The sequence below is a fragment of the Azospirillum sp. A23 genome (genome assembly GCF_042938965.1).
Lineage (GTDB): Bacteria > Pseudomonadota > Alphaproteobacteria > Azospirillales > Azospirillaceae > Azospirillum > Azospirillum melinis.
In genome coordinates this window covers 1,105,599-1,123,077 of the sequence record NZ_CP170666.1, presented here as the reverse complement: position 1 = coordinate 1,123,077, position 17,479 = coordinate 1,105,599, and the positions used below count along the sequence as shown (strand labels likewise).

General features: G+C 70.4%; 14 protein-coding genes. 10 read left to right on the top strand and 4 right to left on the bottom strand.

Translation table 11 applies throughout. The features are described 5' to 3' along the window. Positions 1-50: 50 nt before the first annotated feature. Genes ABNQ40_RS13995 through ABNQ40_RS13980 form a run of 4 tightly spaced genes read right to left on the bottom strand, consistent with a single transcriptional unit; the run spans position 51 to position 2,873 of the window. Entirely contained in the window at positions 51-809 is a 759-nt protein-coding gene (locus ABNQ40_RS13995) for an SDR family oxidoreductase (RefSeq protein WP_199235180.1), read from the bottom strand. Next, positions 806-1,267, bottom strand: coding sequence for a MaoC/PaaZ C-terminal domain-containing protein (locus ABNQ40_RS13990; protein WP_109046871.1), 462 nt, complete (start codon positions 1,265-1,267; stop codon positions 806-808). Before ABNQ40_RS13990 ends, ABNQ40_RS13995 begins: the two co-directional genes overlap by 4 nt. After that, the gene (locus ABNQ40_RS13985) at positions 1,264-1,695 is read right to left on the bottom strand and encodes a Zn-ribbon domain-containing OB-fold protein (protein ID WP_109046872.1); all 432 of its coding nucleotides are present in this window, start codon (positions 1,693-1,695) and stop codon (positions 1,264-1,266) included. Before ABNQ40_RS13985 ends, ABNQ40_RS13990 begins: the two co-directional genes overlap by 4 nt. 8 nt (positions 1,696-1,703) lie before the next feature. Further along, the gene (locus ABNQ40_RS13980; RefSeq protein ID WP_109046873.1) at positions 1,704-2,873 is read right to left on the bottom strand and encodes an acetyl-CoA acetyltransferase; all 1,170 of its coding nucleotides are present in this window, start codon (positions 2,871-2,873) and stop codon (positions 1,704-1,706) included. 431 nt (positions 2,874-3,304) lie between these two features. Here ABNQ40_RS13980 and ABNQ40_RS13975 point away from each other — a divergent pair, with 431 nt between their 5' ends. From ABNQ40_RS13975 to ABNQ40_RS13930, 10 genes are all read left to right on the top strand, one after another. Beyond that, positions 3,305-4,507, top strand: coding sequence for a CaiB/BaiF CoA-transferase family protein (locus ABNQ40_RS13975; protein ID WP_247879424.1), 1,203 nt, complete (start codon positions 3,305-3,307; stop codon positions 4,505-4,507). 137 nt (positions 4,508-4,644) lie between these two features. Further along, complete coding sequence (locus ABNQ40_RS13970) at positions 4,645-5,556, top strand: LysR substrate-binding domain-containing protein (RefSeq protein WP_391346943.1); 912 nt, start codon at positions 4,645-4,647, stop codon at positions 5,554-5,556. Positions 5,557-5,610: 54 nt separating this feature from the next. Continuing rightward, positions 5,611-7,116 carry a malonyl-CoA synthase gene (locus ABNQ40_RS13965; protein ID WP_109046875.1) on the top strand — a complete coding sequence of 502 codons (1,506 nt, stop codon included), beginning with the start codon at positions 5,611-5,613 and terminating at the stop codon, positions 7,114-7,116. Then, positions 7,113-7,613: a thioesterase family protein gene (locus ABNQ40_RS13960; RefSeq protein ID WP_109046876.1), complete on the top strand. Its 501-nt coding sequence runs from the start codon at positions 7,113-7,115 to the stop codon at positions 7,611-7,613. Before ABNQ40_RS13965 ends, ABNQ40_RS13960 begins: the two co-directional genes overlap by 4 nt. A gap of 100 nt (positions 7,614-7,713) precedes the next feature. Beyond that, positions 7,714-9,141 carry an ABC transporter substrate-binding protein gene (locus tag ABNQ40_RS13955; RefSeq protein ID WP_109046877.1) on the top strand — a complete coding sequence of 476 codons (1,428 nt, stop codon included), beginning with the start codon at positions 7,714-7,716 and terminating at the stop codon, positions 9,139-9,141. Then, positions 9,138-11,642: an ATP-binding protein gene (locus tag ABNQ40_RS13950; protein WP_247879425.1), complete on the top strand. Its 2,505-nt coding sequence runs from the start codon at positions 9,138-9,140 to the stop codon at positions 11,640-11,642. The genes ABNQ40_RS13955 and ABNQ40_RS13950 overlap by 4 nt, the downstream gene beginning before the upstream one ends. Positions 11,643-11,653: 11 nt before the next feature. After that, entirely contained in the window at positions 11,654-13,009 is a 1,356-nt protein-coding gene (locus ABNQ40_RS13945) for a sigma-54 dependent transcriptional regulator (RefSeq protein WP_109046878.1), read from the top strand. Positions 13,010-13,173: 164 nt separating this feature from the next. Then, on the top strand, positions 13,174-14,541 hold the full coding sequence (locus ABNQ40_RS13940) for an extracellular solute-binding protein (protein WP_109046879.1): 1,368 nt from the start codon (positions 13,174-13,176) through the stop codon (positions 14,539-14,541). A gap of 87 nt (positions 14,542-14,628) precedes the next feature. Then, positions 14,629-16,341 (top strand): iron ABC transporter permease, encoded by a 1,713-nt coding sequence (locus tag ABNQ40_RS13935; protein ID WP_109046880.1) that lies wholly within the window; start codon positions 14,629-14,631, stop codon positions 16,339-16,341. A 14-nt stretch (positions 16,342-16,355) separates the two neighbouring features. Next, positions 16,356-17,474: an ABC transporter ATP-binding protein gene (locus ABNQ40_RS13930; protein ID WP_109046881.1), complete on the top strand. Its 1,119-nt coding sequence runs from the start codon at positions 16,356-16,358 to the stop codon at positions 17,472-17,474. The last annotated feature ends 5 nt before the right edge of the window (positions 17,475-17,479 follow it).

The following is a 17,479-nucleotide window of genomic DNA, read 5'->3' as shown; positions in this document are numbered from 1 at the left end:
CCTGTTCGGTGTTGCGTGGATGCCGTTTTCGGCTTCGTTGGTCTTCGTGCTCAGTAGTCGCCGGTGGTGGCGCCGCCGTCGGCGACGATGGTCTGGCCGGTGATGTAGGAGGCATCGTCCGACGCCAGGAATGCGACGATGGAGGCGATCTCCTCCGGCTTGCCGAGGCGGCCAATGGGGGTCTTGCCGACCCATTGCGCGCGGATCGCCTCCGGCACGCCCTCGACGATGCTGGTCTCGACCACGCCGGGGGCGACGGCGTTGACCAGGATGCCGCGCCGGGCGCCTTCCAGCGCCGCCGTCCGCGTCAGCCCGACCACGCCGGCCTTGGAGGCCGAGTAGTTGGCCTGCCCGAAGGTGCCGAGCATGGCGGTGGAGGCGATGTTGACGACGCGGCCCCAGCCGCGGTCGCCGACCAGCCTGAAGGCGGTCTGACAGCCGAGCCACGTGCCGCGCAGGTTGACGTCGAGGACGGCGCTCCAGTCCGCGTCGCTCATCTTCACGAGCGAGCGGTCGCGGACGATGCCGGCGACGTTGACCAGGATGTCGACGGCGCGGAACGGCTCGGGCAGGGCGGCGACGGCCGCCTCCCAGCTCGCCCGGTCGGCCACGTCGAGCTGTACGGCGAAGGCGTCGGCGCCGCCGTCGCGCAAGTCCGCGGCGACCCGCTCGGCCGGTTCCAGCCCGATGTCGGCGACGATGACGGCAGCGCCCTCGGCCGCCAGCCGCCCGCACACCGCGCGGCCGATGCCGCCGCCGCCGCCGGTCACGAAGGCCGTGCGCCCCTTCAAACGGTCCTGCATGCTCATGCCGTCACCTGCCCCTTGACCTGACGCGCGATGGAGAAGACATCCTCCCCCTCCTGCACCGTGCCGCCCGTCTGGTTGCGGACGGTGATGCCGACGCGGACGATGCCGCGGTCGGGCTTCGACGCGCTGGGGCGGACCTCCAGCACTTCCGCCTCGTACTGGATGGTGTCTCCGGCGAAGACCGGACCGACGAAGCGGCGGCGGGTCTCCAGGAAAGCCAGGATCGCCCAGTCGTCGATGGCGGAGCGCAGGCCGGTGCTCATCGAATGGGTCAGCATGCCGTGGGCGATGGTGCGGCCGAAGCCGTTCGCCCTGGCCGCCTCGGCGTCCATGTGCAGCGGGTTGAAGTCGCCGGTCAGCCCGGCGAACCAGACGATGTGCGCCTCGGTCACGGTGACGCGGCTGGACAGCGCGCGGGCGCCCGGTTCGATGTCGTCGAGGTGGATGGTCTCGGTCATGCGTCGCTCCCTGATGCGTCGCCGGGGGGCCGGGAAACGGGGGGCCGGAAAACCGGCAGGCTGATGGTCTCGTCCAGGCGGTGGAAGGCGACGGCCAGCGGCAGGCCGGCGCGAAGATCGCCTTCGGCGATGCCCTCGACCCGCGAGAAGACGGTGACGCCTTCCTCCAGCCGGACCAGCGCGCAGGTGTAGGGATCGCCGCGGCTGTTGCCGCGATGGACGACGGAGTAGGAGAGCAGTTCGCCGCGCCCGCTCGCCTCGACCCAGTCCGGGGTGGCGTGGGGGGCGTGGATGGAGTGGGCGCGCGGGTACCACTGGTACTGGCCGGTCTCCGGGCAGCGCTGGATCAGGAAGCGTCCCTCGCGCGCCGCCTCCCAGAAGGGGGCCGAAGTCTCGTCGGGGATCGGCAGAACGGTCATGGCGGTCATGGCATCACCTACACGGCGAGGATGGCGGTGGCGGCGGAGCAGAAGGTGCCGCCCAGCCCGTGGGCCAGCGCGACCTTGGCGTCCGGCACCTGGATGCCCGGGGCGTCGCCGCGCAGCTGGCGGACGCTCTCGATCAGGGTGAAGATGCCGCGCTTGCCCGGATGGTTGGAGGACAGGCCGCCGCCGTCGGTGTTGGTCGGCAGGCTGCCGCCATCGGCCGCCAGATTGCCGGCCTCGACAAAGGCGCCGCTCTCGCCGCGTCCGCAGAAGCCCAGATCCTCCAGCGCCAGCATCGGCGTGATGGTGAAGGCGTCGTAGATCTGCGCCACGTCGATGTCGGCGGGGGTCATCCCGGCCATGGCGAAGGCGCGCGGGCCGGACAGGGCGGCGGGCGTCGTCAGGTCGTCGGGGATCTGGCTGTTCTGGGTCCGGGCGACGGCGGCGCCATAGCCGGCCAGATAGACCGGGCGGCGCTTCAAATCGCGCGCCCGCTCCCGGCTGGTCATCACCACCGCGCCGCCGCCGTCGGTGACGACGCAGCAGTCCAACCGGTGCAGCGGCGAGGCGATCATCGGCGAGGCCAGCACGTCGTCCACCGTGATCGGCTTGCGCAGCCGGGCCTGGGGGTTGGCGGCGGCGTGCTCGCGGAAGGTCACCGCCACCTGGGCGAGCTGCTCCGGCGTGGTGCCATAGAGGTCCATGTGGCGGCGGGCGAACAGCCCGTAGGTGGAGATCAGCGTCGGCGCATAGGGAATCTCGTACTGGCCCGGCCCGGCCGGGAAGACGAAGGGGTCGAAGGAGGGGGTGGAGAGCGGCCACCAGCGCGGGCAGGCGGCATAGCTGATGACCACCACCTCGGCCAGCCCGGTGGCGATGGCGGCGGCGGCCTGACCGGCCTGCAGGATATAGGAACAGCCGCCGACATCGGTGCTGTTCACATAGGTCGGCTGGATGCCGATATACTCGGCCAGCTCGATGACGTCCATCGTGCCGCCGCCCTCGGCCCAGTCGCCGGACGCCGCGCAAAGCCCGTCCACATCCGTCAGCGTCAGCCCGGCGTCGTCGAGCGCGCCCAGGATGCACTCCATCTGGAGGGCGAAGGGATGGACGCGCGGCGCGTCCCGGCGGGGGGACTCATAGGCGCCGACGATGGCGGTCTTGCCCGAAAGGTGCTTCACGCGCTGGTCGTCCTTTCACGGTTGCAGGAGCCCTGGCGCCGGCGGTGGGGCGTCGGCGTGCAAAGAGGGGTCCATCGAACAAGTATTGGAAGACGAGGCGACGGGGCGGCACGGGGAACGCGAAGATGTCCCGGCATCCATCATAGAACTCGATCGCCGCCGGTGCGCTCCCGGCAAGATCGAGAATACCGGACACCCTCCGTGTCACAAGCAGAAAAAAGTGCGCGCTCCGGTGCATGGGGCGCACCAATGACCGGCGGCCGTCCGGTGCGTTTGCTGCACCGGATTGGGCCAAACTAAGCGATTGTTTTCGGAGCGCCGCGGCGCAAGCCTTTGGGCATGCCTTTCCCGTCCAAACCCCTGCCGGCGCCTTGCGGCGCGGCCATCTCCAGCCCGGACCACCGATGCCCGGCAGCCCCGAAGGACCGCTCATGACCAACACGGAAACCCAACGCCGGGACGGCCCGCTGGCCGGCGTGCGCGTTGTCGATCTCACCCACATGTTGGCCGGCCCCTACAGCACCTGGCTGCTCGGCGCGCTGGGCGCCGACGTCATCAAGATCGAGCGTCCGGGCAGGGGCGATTTCACCCGCGTCATCGCCCCCTTCAGCGACGACGAGAGCATTTACTTCATGAGCGTCAACCGCAACAAGCGGAGCCTTACGCTCAACTTGAAGGAGGAAAAGGGAAAGGAGATCTTCAGGCGCATCGTCGCCACCAGCGACGTGCTGGTGGAGAACAACCGGGCCGGGACGATGGACCGGCTGGGGCTGGGCTACGACGACCTGAAGCCGGTTAACCCGAAGCTGGTTTACGCCTCGATCTCCGGCTTCGGGCAGGACGGCCCCTACCGCCACCGGCCCTGCTTCGACGTGGTGGCCCAGGCGATGTCCGGCATGATGAGCATCACCGGCGAGCCCGGCGGCCAGCCGGCCCGCGTCGGCGCCTCCATCGGCGACATCGGGTCGAGCCTGTTCGCCACCATCGGCATCCTGTCGGCCTTGCAGAAGCGGGCCGCCACCGGGGAGGGCAGCTTCATCGACGTGGCGATGCTGGATTGCCAGCTGGCCTTGATGGAGAACGCCATCGCCCGCTACCTCAATGCCGGCGACGTGCCGCGCGCGCTGGGCAGCCGCCATCCGCTGATCGCCCCCTTCCAGTCCTTCCCCACCGCCGACAAGCCCATCGCCGTCTGCGTCGACACCAACGAGCAGTGGGAGCGGCTGGTCGGCGCCATGGGGCTGCAACATCTGCTCGCCGACCCGCGCTTCCTCACCGGATCCCTGCGCAACGCCCACCATGCCGAGCTTGAGCCGCTGCTCGTTCCGGTCTTCGCCGGCCGCACCCGCGACGAGTGGCTGGAGCGGCTGGAGGCGGCCGACGTGCCGTCCAGCCCGATCAACAGCGTGGCCGACGCGCTGGTCGACCCGCAGGTGGTCCACCGCGGCATGGTGGTGGAGGTGCCGCCGAACTCCGGCAAGCGCTTCGCCGCCGTGCCGATCCACATGCAGGGCGCTCCGCTGGCGGCCGAGGCCCCGGCGCCGCGGCTGGGCGAGCACACCGACGCCATTCTGGCCGAGCTGGGCTTCGCCGCCGCCGACATCGAGGCGCTGCGCACCGCCGCGGTGGTGTGATGACGGACGGGCGCGTGCCGAAGGAAATGGCCGGAAACGGCGCGCGTGCGGTGCTGGCGAAAATGCTTCATGATGGCATCGGATCCGACCCATCTCACACCGTCCCGCCTTACACCGTCCCGATGACCCAGCCCCGCATGGCGCGCCGCCTTCCTCCGCTTCTCGCGCTTCGCGCCTTCGACGTCTTCGCCCGGCTGGGCACCGTGCGCGCCGCCGCCGACGAGCTGGCGGTGTCGCACACCGTGGTGTCCCGCCACATCCAGAACCTGGAGCAGTCCGTCGGCGTCAAGCTGGTGGCCAAATCGGGGCGGGGCCTGTCCCTGACCCGCGAGGGCACCCGCTTCGCCGCCCAGATGCACCGCGCCTTCGATCTGATCGCCGACGCCAGCAACGAGCTGCGCAACGGCGGGATCGAGGCGGTGCACATCTGCTGCCTCGCCGGTCTTGCCTCGCGCCGCCTGCTCGGCCGCCTGCCGGATTTGGAGGCGGCGATGGCCGGGCGCGAGGTGATCCTGCAACCGACCTCCGCCCGTCCCGACTTCAGCCGCGGCGAGACCGATGTCGAGATCATGTATCTGGAGGATGGCGCCGCCACCGTCGCCGAGGGGCTGCGCGCCGAGATGTTCGCCAAGCCGCGCATCCTCGCCATCGCCAGCCCGGAGTTCAAGGCGCGCTATCCTGACGTGCGGACCCCCGCCGATCTGGTCGGGCTGCCGCTGATCCACGAGCAGTCCACCGGCATGTGGGAGGCGTGGCTGGAGGAGGCCGGCGTCGGCGACCTGCCGCGGCTGCGCGGTCCCCGCCTGTGGCAGGCCCATCTGACCATCGAGGCCGCCCGGCTCGGGCGCGGGGTGGCGCTGGTCAGCGACCTGCTGGTCATCGACACCCTCGCCAGCGGCGAACTGGTGGAGATGGTGCGCAGCGACGTCACCATCGGCGGCTATTACCTCATCGCCCCGGCGCAGAAATGGAACACGCCGGTCATCGCCGCGATCCGGCAATGGCTGCGTGACGTGTTCCCGCCGTCGGAGGCTGATTCGATCTCCTGATTTCCACCATCCGGGGCGGCGCCGTCCGGCTCCCGGCCATCGCGGAACCCGACCATGCCCGATACCTTGTTCGACCATCTGCTGAACCCGGCCACCGACCCGGCCCGCCTTGCCATCGAGACGGCGGACGGCGGGCGTCTGACCCATGGCGATCTGCGCGCCGCCACCGGCCGCATGGCGAACGCGCTGGCTGCCGCGGGCGTGCGTCCCGGCGACCGCGTCGCCGTGCAGGTCGAGAAGTCGGTCGAGGCGCTGGTGCTCTACCTCGCCTGCCTGCGGGCCGGGATGGTCTATCTGCCGCTGAACACCGCCTACACCCCGGCGGAGCTGGGCTATTTCGTCGGCGACGCCGAACCGGCCCTGGTGGTCTGCGACCCGGCGCGTCTCGACGCCACGGTGGCGCTGGCCGGGACCGTCCCGGTGCGCACGCTGGACGCGCGCGGGCAGGGCAGCCTGACCGAGGCGGCGGCCGGACAGCCGGAGGAGTTCGCCACCGTCGCGCGCGGGCCCGACGATCTGGCCGCCATCCTCTACACCTCGGGCACCACCGGGCGATCGAAGGGGGCGATGCTGACGCAGGAGAACCTGCTGTCCAACGCGCGGGTGCTCCAGGCCGAATGGCGCTTCGGGCCGGACGACGTGCTGCTGCACGCCCTGCCGATCTTCCACACCCACGGGCTGTTCGTCGCCTGCAACCTCGTGCTGCTATCCGGCGCCTCGATGATCCTGCTGCCGCGCTTCGACCCGGCCGACGTGCTGGCCCGGCTGCCGGCCGCCACGGTGATGATGGGGGTGCCGACCTTCTACACCCGCCTGCTCGGCCAGGAGGGGCTGACGCCAGCGGCGTGCCGGTCGATCCGGCTGTTCGTCTCCGGCTCCGCCCCGCTGCTGGCCGAGACCCACCGCGCCTGGGAGGAGCGCACCGGCCACCGCATCCTGGAGCGCTACGGCATGACCGAGACCGGCATGCTGACCTCCAACCCCTATGACGGCGACCGCGTGGCCGGCACCGTCGGCTTCCCGCTGCCGGGCGTCGGGCTGCGCATCGCCGACCCGGCAACCGGCGCGCCGCTGCCGGGTGACGCCATCGGCGCCATCGAGGTGCGCGGCCCCAACGTCTTCAAGGGCTACTGGCGCATGCCGGAGAAGACGGCGGCGGAGTTCCGGCCGGACGGCTTCTTCATCACCGGCGACCTCGGCCGTATCGACGGGCGGGGCTATGTCCACATCGTCGGGCGCGGCAAGGACCTGATCATCAGCGGCGGCTTCAACGTCTATCCCAAGGAGGTCGAGGGCGAGATCGACGAGCTGCCCGGCGTGCTGGAAAGCGCCGTGATCGGCATCCCCCATCCCGATTTCGGCGAGGCCGTCGTCGCCGTCGTGGTTGCGGACGGCACCGCACCGGTCACCGAGGCCACCGTCGCCGCCGCCCTGAAGGACCGGCTCGCCCGCTACAAGCAGCCCAAGCGCGTGGTGGTGGTGGACGAGCTGCCGCGCAACAGCATGGGCAAGGTGCAGAAGGCGCAGCTTCGCGATACCCACGCGGGGGTGTTCGGATGAGCGGTCCCGCCCTGCCGCCCCTTCCCACCGAAATCCTGACCTCCGGACCGTTGCGGGTCGCGGAGGAGTGGATCGACCTCTACGGCCACATGAACATGGCGCGCTATGTCGCCCTGTTCGACGAGGTCGGCTATGCCCTCCAGGAGCGCTGGGGGCTGGGGGAGACCTACACCGGCGAGACCCGGAAGGGTCTGTTCGTGGTCGACGTCGCGGTCAGCTACAAGCGGGAGCTGACCGCCGGCACGCCGCTGACGCTGGCGCTGCGGCTGCTGGAGGCCGACGCCAAGCGTCTCGTCAGTCTGATGGAGCTGCGCCGCGCCGACGACGGCACGCTGGCCGCGACGATGGAGCAGCTGTCCGTCCATGCCGATCTGACGACGCGGCGGGTCGTCCCGTTCGAACCGCCGGTGGCCGAGCGGCTGCGCGACCTGGCGGCTGTCCATGGCGCGCTGCCGCTGCCGGCCGGTCACCGGCGCCGGCTGACCTGCCGGGGCTGAGACCGGACTCCAGTATCGGCCGGAATTTTGCTGGCTATCAAAACAATACTGCCGCATGCAAGCTGTCCCGCATTGGGAAGTCGTTGTCGGTGGACGCAGCATGGTCGGTCGTCTTGGTGTTTGGGTGGTGCGAGCACTGGCGGGCGTTTTCCTGCTGCTGCCGGGGGCCGGGGCTTCCGGCCAGGAGCTGCCGGGCGGGGCGGAGGCGATCACCGTCCTGACCTCCTTTCCCGCCGCCTTCTACGAGCCGGTGCGCGACGCATTCGAGCAGGCTTATCCCGACCAACGCCTGCATGTGATCAACACCAAAACGACCGCGGCGATCACCCAGCTGCAGGATCGCGTGGCGAAGGACGTCGACATCTTCTGGGCCTCGGCCCCCGATGCCTTCGAGGTGCTGAAGGCCGCCAAGCTGCTGGCGCCCGTGGCGCCGCGTCCGACCGGCGCCCCGGCGACCGTCGGCAACCAGCCCATCGACGACCCCGACGGCCTGTATCTCGGCTTCGCGCTGTCGGGATATGGGCTGATCTGGGACCAGTCCTATCTGGACCGCCATGGCATCGCCGCCCCGCGCCGCTGGGAGGATCTGCGCCGGCCCGGCTATGCCCGGCATCTCGGCATCACCTCGCCGTCGCGCTCCGGCACGATGCATCTGATGGTGGAGACGGTTCTGCAACTCCATGGCTGGGAGCGCGGCTGGGCGACATGGCTGGAGATCGCCGGCAATCTGGCGACCGTGACGGCGCGCAGCTATGGCGTGGTGGAGGGCGTCGGCAAGGGGCGCTTCGGCATCGGGCTGGCCATCGATTTCCTGGGGCAGGGGACGAGGCAGGAGTCCGGGCCGCGCGAGGGCAGGGAGCAGGGCGACACCACACCGGAAAACGGCAATCTGCGCTTTGCCTATCCGGCCGACGGCGTGTTCCTGCCGGCCAGCGTGGCGATCCTGCGCAGCGCCCCCAATCCGGCGGGAGCGAGCCTGTTCATCGATTTCCTGCTGTCGCCGGCCGGGCAGACCCTGATGCTGCGCCCCGACATCGGGCGCCTGCCGGTGCGCCCCGACGCCTACGCCGCCGCCCCCGCCGGCTATCCGGCCCCTTACGCGCGGGAGACCGGCGACGACCTGTTCCTCTTCGACCGCGCTTTGTCCGGCCGCCGCTATGAGCTGGTCAACCTGCTGTTCGACGAATTGATCACCTTCCGCGTGAAGACGCTCAACCGTGTCTGGCACCTGATCCATCAGGGCGAGAGCCGTCTCGCGGCCACGCCCGATCCGACCGCGCGCGACCTGCTGCGCACGGCCCGCGAGGCGGCGACGGCGGTTCCGGTCGATGCCGCCCAGGCCATCGACCCGGCCTTCTCCACCGCCCTGCGCCGGCCGGCGCGCGGCATGCCGGTGTCCGCCCGGCAGGGCGAGCTGGAGGAGGACTGGCGCGCCTTCTCGCAGGACCGGCTGGAAACGGCGCTGTCGGCAGCGGAACGCGCGCTGGTGATCCTGCGCGCCGCGGCCGGCGAAGGGGTCTGGCCGTGAGCGCGCTGGCGACGCCCTCCTCCGGTGGCTTGTCGGCCCGGCCGGGCAACGGTACGGGCAGGTCGCGCTTCGGCATCCGTGCCCGGCTGTTCCTCGCCTTCGTCGCGGTGGCCACCTTGTCGGTGGTGGCCTGCGCGCTCGGCTGGCTGTCCTACGACCGGTTGGGCGGCACGCTGGACGAGTTCGCCGAAAGCCACCTGCCGGCCCTGGGCGTCGCCGCCAAGCTGGCGGAGGAGGGCGGCGCCATTATCGCCACCGCCCCCATCCTGGCCGGCAGCCGGACCGAGGACGAGATGGACGCGATCCGCGACGCGCTCGGCCGCCGCCTGACCACCCTGAGGGCGCTGACCGACGCCATTGAGGGCGGCGTTCCCGGCCTGCGCCCGGTGGTGGACTCGCTCGGCCGCAATCTGACGGCGCTGGACGGCACGGTGCGCCAAAGGCTGGCGCTCGCCCGCCGGAACCAGGAGGCCATCGAGCGGCTGCGCTGGCTGCATGCCGATTTCCTCGACGAGATCGATCCGCTGGTCGCCGACGCCCGCTTCAACATCCAGAGCGCGCTCGCCTCGGTGGAGAGCGGAAAGCCGTCGGCCGATGCCGTCCGCATCCTGCGCGAGGAGAACCGGCGCAGCGAGGCGCTGTTGCAGATCGGCGCCAACGGAAACCTTGCGGTCGGGCTGGTCGCGCGGGCGGCGACGCTCGCCACGGCGGAGCTGCTCGACGACAATGCCGGCTTCCTGGACGAGACCGCCGACCGGCTGCAACGCGACCTGACGGCGCTGGCCGGCTGGGCGGACGGCGTCTCGTTGCGGCAGCTGGTGGGCCAGCTTCTCGACCTCGCGCGCGGGGCCGACGGCAGCGTGCCGGCGCTGCGCCGGGAGGAGCTGGAGACGGCGGCGCGCGGACAGTCCCTGCTGGCGGAGAACCGCGACATCGTCGCCCGGCTGAACGGGCTGATCGCCCGGCAGGTCCAGGCGGTGGAGCAGGATTCCCGCGCCGCCGCCGCCCGCTCCGCCGGGGCGGTGGCGTTCGGCCGTTCCGCCCTGCTGGCGAGTGCGCTGGTCAGCCTGCTGGTGGCGGTGCTGGTGGCCTGGCTCTACGTCAACCGTAACCTGATCTCCCGGCTGACCCGGCTGGGCGATGCCGCCCGCGCCATCGCCGCCGGCGACCTCAAGGCCGACATTCCGCTCGGCGGCGGCGACGAGCTGTCGGACATGGCGGCGGCGCTGCTGGTCTTCCGCGACACCGCCATCGCGGTGGAGGAGGCGAACGCCCAGGCGATCATCGACAATGCCCAGGCCGGGCTGGCGATCACCGACGCGCAGGGCGTGATCGAGTTCGTCAATCCGCTCGCCGCCGCGCTGATCGCGCCGCCGCCCGGCGGCCGGGACGGGGCCGGAGAGGGAAAGGACGCCGGGCGGCTCGCCGACCGTCTGGATGCGGAAGGTGCCGCCCGCGTCGCGGCCTTCTTCGCCCAGGTGCCACACGCCCAGATGCCCGCTGGGGGCGACGGTCCGGCGCCCACCCTGTCCATCCTGGCGACCGGGCGCCGGCCGGACGGCGGCGCGGTTCCGGTGCAGGTCGGTGTCCGTCCCTTCTGGCGGCGCCAGCGGCAGCGGTTCATCGTCACGCTCACCGACATGACCGAGCGGCTGGAGGCCCAGCATGTGCTGGAGCGCACGGTGCAGGAGCGCACCACCGACCTGCGCGCCACCAACGACCGGCTGGAGCGCGCCATCGCCGAACACCAGCGCACCGAACGCGACCTGCGCGAGGCGCAGGCGGAGCTGGTGCAGGCCGGCAAGCTGGCGGCGCTCGGCCAGCTCGCCGCCGGGGTCGGTCACGAGCTGAACCAGCCGCTCGCCGCCATCCGGTCCTACGCCCACAACGGGCGCAAGCTGATCGGGCTGGGCCGGGTGGAGGAGGCCGAGGGCAATCTCGGCAAGATCGCCGACCTGACGGCCCGCATGGCGAACATCACCAACCATCTGAAGCGCTTCGCCCGCCGTCCCGACAGCCGGCTGGGTGCTGTGGAACTGGGGCCGGTGATCCAGGGCGCTTTGTCGCTGTTCGGCAACCGCCTGCGCGAGGAGGCGGTCGCGGTCGAGCTGGCGCTGCCGGATGCCGATCCCGCCTCCGGCACGCCCTTGCGGGTTCGCGCCGAGGAGGTGCGGCTGGAACAGGTGCTGGTCAATCTGCTGAGCAACGCGCTGGACGCCGTGGCCGGCGCGGCGGTGCGCCGCATCCTGATCCGCGCCGAGGCGGTGGAGGGGGAGGAGGACACCGTCCGTATCGAGGTGCGCGACAGCGGCTCCGGCATCGCCGCCGATCCGGTCGGTCAGATCTTCGATCCCTTCTTCACCACCAAGCCGGTGGGGACGGGGCTGGGTCTCGGCCTGTCGATCTCCTACAACATCGTCCGCGACTTCGGCGGCGTGCTGTCGGTGGCCGAGAGCGGCCCCGATGGAACGGCCTTCGTCCTCACCTTGACCCGCGCGTGAAAGTCTCTGCCATGACTGTCCTGCTGATCGACGACGACCCGGAAGTGCTCGATTCCAGCCGCCAGACGCTGGAGCTGGAGGGCTTCGCCGTCGAGGCGGTGACGGAGCCGGAGGCGGGGCTGGCCCGGCTCGGCGCCTCCTGGCCCGGCGTGGTGGTGACCGACGTGCGCATGCCGGGGATGGACGGCTTCGCCCTGCTGGAGCGGGTGCGCGCGGCGGATGCCGAGGTGCCGGTGGTGCTGGTCACCGGCCATGGCGACATCGCCATGGCGATGCGCGCGGTCCGCGAGGGCGCCTACGACTTCATCGAGAAGCCGGCCGAGCCCGACCATCTGGTCGAGGTGGTGCGGCGCGCGCTCGCCCATCGCGGGCTGGTGCTGGAGAACCGCCGCCTGCGGGCGCAGCTGGCGGAAGGCGGGCCGGAGGGGCGGATCATCGGCCGTTCGCCGGCCATCGAGCATCTGCGGGCAGCCGTGGCGAACCTCGCCGACGCCGAGGTCGACGTGCTGCTGTTCGGCGAGACCGGGACGGGGAAGGAGCTGGTCGCCCGCAGCCTGCATGAGGGCGGCCGGCGGCGTGGCGGCAATTTCGTGGCGCTGAACTGCGGCGCCATGCCCGACACCATCATCGAGAGCGAGCTGTTCGGGCATGAGCCGGGCGCCTTCACCGGGGCGCAGGCGCGGCGCATCGGCAAGCTGGAATATGCGGCCGGCGGTACCCTGTTCCTCGACGAGATCGAGAGCATGCCGATGCATCTCCAGGTCAAGCTGCTGCGGGTGTTGCAGGAGCGGGCGATCGAGCGGATCGGCGGCAACCGGACGATCCCGCTGGATCTGCGGGTGGTGGCGGCGACCAAGGTGGATTTGCTGCGGCTGGCGGCGGAGGGGAAGTTCCGCGAGGATCTCTATTACCGCCTGAACGTCGTCACCGTGCCGCTGCCGCCCTTGCGCGAACGGCGCGGCGACGTGGCCCTGCTGTTCCGCCATTTCCTCGACGCGGCTCTGGCGCGGTCACGCCGGGCCCCGCCGCCGCTCGACCCCGCCATGCTGGCGCGCCTCGCCGCCCATGGCTGGCCCGGCAATGTCCGCGAGCTGCGCAACGTCGCCGAGCGGGTGGCGCTCGGGCTGGGCGACGGGCTGGCACCGGTCGGCGTCACCGCCGGCACTGCCGGAATGGCCGGATCGGCGGAGATCGAGCCGCTGGCCGACCGGCTCGACCGCGTCGAGAAGCAGCTGATCGAGGACGCGCTGGCCCGCTGCGGCGGCCGGGTCGGCGAGACGGCGGAGCGGCTGGGGATCACCCGCAAGACGCTCTACCTGAAGATGCGCCACCATGGCTTGAGCCGGGACGATTTCACGGAGGAGTGAACAAATGGGCGCGGGGATGTTCCCCGCATTACCCAGGCAAGCCGGGCGATGTTCCCGTCCTGACCCATCGATGCGGCGCGAAGCCAGAGCGTGCAAGGGCTGACCATCTGGCACGCCGATTGCTGAAGTGGCGAGCATAAGACATCAAGGGAGGGACAACACCCATGCTTCGCACCTCGCGCACCGTCACACGCAACCTGCGCAACGCCGCCGCCGCCCTGGCCGTCCTGCTGCTGTCCGGCACCGCCGCCTTCGCCCAGGATGCCAGCGGCAAGCTGGTCATCGTCACGTCCTTCCCGAAGGACATGACGACCGCCTTCCAGCAGGCCTACCAGAAGGCCAACCCCAAGGTCACGGTCGAGATCCTGAACCGCAACACCAACGCGGGCGTGAAGTATCTCCAGGAAACCGCGTCCAACAACGGCGTCGACCTGTTCTGGGCGTCGGCCCCCGATGCCTTCGAGGTGCTGAAGGGCGCCGGGCTGCTCCAGCCCTACAAGCCCAAGGTGGACGGCATTCCCGAGAAGGTCGGCGCCTATCCGGTCAACGATCCCGAGGGCATGTATGCCGGCTTCGCCGCGTCCGGCTACGGCATCATGTGGAACAGCCGCTACATGAAGGCCAACGACCTGCCGATCCCCAAGGAATGGGCCGACCTGACCAAGCCGGCCTATTACGACCATGTCGCGATCTCCGCCCCGTCGCGCTCCGGCACGACGCACCTGACCATCGAGACGATCCTCCAGGGCGAGGGCTGGGAGAAGGGCTGGCGCACCAACAAGGAGATGGCCGGCAACTACCGCACCATCACCGAGCGCAGCTTCGGCGTGCCGGACGGGGTGAACTCCGGCGCCTTCGGCGTCGGCATCGTCATCGACTTCTTCGCGCTGTCGTCGCAGGCCTCGGGCTTCCCGGTCGAGTTCGTCTATCCGACCGTCACCACCATCGTCCCGGCCAATGTCGGCGTTGTGAAGAACGCCCCCAACAAGGCCGCCGCCGAGGGCTTCGTCGATTTCCTGCTGTCGCCCAAGGGGCAGGAGGTTCTGCTGGAACCGGCGATCCGCCGCCTGCCGGTCAACCCGGTCACCTATGAGAAGGCGCCCGCCGGCTACCCCAACCCGTTCAAGGACAAGTCGCTGGGCGCGCAGGTGAACTTCGACGTCAACGTCTCGCAGGCCCGTTACAATGTGGTGGACGCGCTGTTCGACCAGCTCGTCACCTTCCAGCTCGATGACCTCAAGGCGGCGACCCAGGCCATCCACAAGGCCGAGGCGGCGCTCGCCAAGAAGCCGAACGACAAGGCCAAGGCCCTGCTGGGCGAGGCGCGCGACCTCGTCGCCGCCATGCCGGTGACGGCGGAGCAGGCCGCCGACCCGCAGCTGGCCGGCGCGTTCACGGTGGAGCGCAAGTCGGCCAAGGACGCGGTGCCGGAGCGCCAGGCGCAGGTCGAGCAGAAGTGGGCCGCCTTCGCCAAGGAGAACTACGCCAACGCCCGCAAGAAGGCCGACGAGGCGGCTGCCCTGGCGCGTTGATGTCGTTGCGCTGACGCTGGTTGCGTCGAGCCTAGGGGGACGCGCCGGTCGCGCCCCCTCCTTTCTCCTCAGCCGACAGGCCTTTCCATGACGTCACTTGCGCTCACGCGCGACCGCATCGCGCGCGTGCGGCCGGGGCCGGCGCTGGCCGCGCTGCTGATCGCCGCATTCCTGCTGCTGTTCCTGGTCGTTCCGGTCGTCCAGGTCATCTTCGTCGCCTTCCAGGACAAGACGACCGGCGCCTTCACCCTGGTGAACTTCGCCGACTTCTTCCAGAACGACCTGTTCATGCGGTCGTTCGGGAACTCCTTCTACGTCTCGGCGATGTCGGTGGTGGTGGCGAGCCTGCTGGCGCTGCCGCTCGCCTACCTGACCACGCGCTTCGAGTTCCGCGGCTCGGTGCTGATCCAGAGCCTGGGCATCATCCCGCTGATCATGCCACCCTTCATCGGCGCGGTGGCGATGCAGCTGCTGTTCGGGCGCAACGGCTCGGTCAACCTGCTGCTGCGCGACCATTTCGGTTTCTCGATCCCCTTCATGGAGGGGCTGAACGGCGTCATCTTCGTCCAGAGCATCCATTATTTCCCCTTCATCCTGATCAACCTGTCGGCCAGCCTGAAGAACATCGACCGGGCGATGGAGGAATCGGCGCAGAATCTCGGCTGCCACGGCTTCCGCCTGTTCCGCCGCATCGTCTTTCCGCTGGCGATGCCGGGCTACGTCGCCGGCGCCTCGCTGGTCTTCATCAAGGTGTTCGACGATCTCGGCACGCCGCTGCTGCTGAACGTCAACGACATGCTGGCGCCGCAGGCCTACCTGCGCATCTCCTCCATCGGCATCGCCGACCCGATGGGCTACGTCATCTCGGTCGTGCTGATCGCCTGCTCGCTGCTGGCCCTCTGGGTGTCGGCGCTGGCGATGCGCGGCAAGGACTACGCCACCGTGCAGCGCGGCGGCGGCGGTCTGGCCAGGCGGCGCCTGAAGCCGCTGGAGATGGTGGCGGCCTACGGCATCGTGCTGCTGATCCTGGTGCTGGTGCTGGCGCCGCATGTCGGGCTCGGCCTCTTGTCCTTCGCCACCATCTGGTCCTTCAGCCCGCTGCCCGATGCCTTCACGCTGAAGCACTACCACACCGTCTTCTCCGAGAGCGGGCAGTACATCACCAACACGCTGCTCTACGCCTCGCTGGCGGCGCTGCTCGACGTGGTGATCGGCACGGCCATCGCCTATCTGGTCCTGCGCACCAAGCTGCCGGGCCGGCAATGGCTGGACTACATCGCGATGGCGGCGCTGGCGGTGCCGGGCGTCGTGCTGGGCATCGGCTATCTGCGCAGCTTCTACGGGGTGCCGATGCCCTTCACCGGCCAGCCGCTGTCCAACTTCTGGCTGATCCTGGTCTTCGCGCTGGCGATCCGCCGCCTGCCCTATGCGCTGCGCGCCTGCACCGCCGCCCTGCAGCAGGTCAGCTCCTCGCTGGAGGAGGCGGCCGAGAATCTCGGCGCCACCAAGCTGCGCACCGTCGGGCGCATCGTCGTTCCGCTGATGTCCGGCGGCATCCTGGCCGGCTTCGTCACCAGCTTCGCCACCGCGGCGGTCGAGCTGTCGGCGACCATCATGCTGGTGCATTCGCAGAGCGACGCGCCGCTGGCCTACGGCCTCTACGTCTACATGCAGTCGGCGGCCGGGCGCGGTCCGGGGGCGGCGCTGGGCATCTTCGCCGTCATCATCGTCGGGCTTGGCACCTACCTGTCGCACGTCGTCATCGAGCGCGGCCGCCGCGACCGCGGCCAGGACCACTGAGGGAAACCATCGTCATGAACCACCAGTTTTCCCCGGCAGCGCTCGCCGCCCAGATCGAGAGCGTCGGCGTCGACATCGAGGGCGTCAATCTGTCCTACGGCAGCAACCATGTGCTGAAGGACGTGAACCTCGCCATCAAGCCCGGTGAGTTCTTCGCCTTCCTCGGCCCTTCGGGCTGCGGCAAGACCACGCTGCTGCGGCTGATCGCCGGCTTCAACACCGCCCAGCGCGGCGAGGTCCGCATCGGCGGGCGCGACATCTCCGGCCTGCCGCCGCACCGGCGCGACGTCGGCATGGTGTTCCAGAGCTACGCCTTGTGGCCGCACATGACCGTGCGCCGCAACGTCGCCTTCGGGCTGGAGGAGCGCCGCGTCCCCCGCGCCGAGATCGAGCGCCGGGTGGATGCCGCGCTGGAACTGGTCGGGCTGAAGCATCTGGCCGACCGCCGCCCCTCCCAGCTGTCGGGCGGCCAGCAGCAGCGCGTGGCGCTGGCCCGCACCGTGGTGATCGAGCCGAAGATCCTGCTGCTCGACGAGCCGCTCTCGAACCTCGACGCCAAGCTGCGCGTGCAGATGCGCCAGGAGCTGCTGAGCCTCCAGCGCAAGCTCGGCCTGACCACCATCTTCGTCACCCACGACCAGGAGGAGGCCAACACCATCTGCGACCGCATCGCGGTGATGGAGGACGGGCGGGTGCAGCAGGTCGGCACCCCGCAGGATCTCTACGACCATCCGGCAAACCTGTTCGTCGCCGGTTTCCTCGGCACTGCCAACGTGCTGGACGGCGCGGTGCGGGACGACGGGGCCGGGGGCCGCGCCTTCGTCGGCACCGGCTTCACCCCGGTGGCGCTACCGGCGGAGGCGGGTGCGGAAACCGGCGGCAAGTTGATGTTCCGGCCGCAGAACCTCGCCATCCGTGCCGACGGCCAGCCGCCGGTGCCCGGACACTCCCGGCTGACCGGCACCGTCCGCCACCGCGAGTTCCTCGGCGCCTCCATCCGCTATGCGGTGGATGTCGGCGGACAGCTGGTTCAGGTGGACGCGCCGCATCAGGCGGGCGATGCTCTGCTCCCCCCGGATGCCCCGATCATCCTCGACCTCGCGGCCGACAAGGCCCGCTTCCTTCGCCAGTAAGGTGC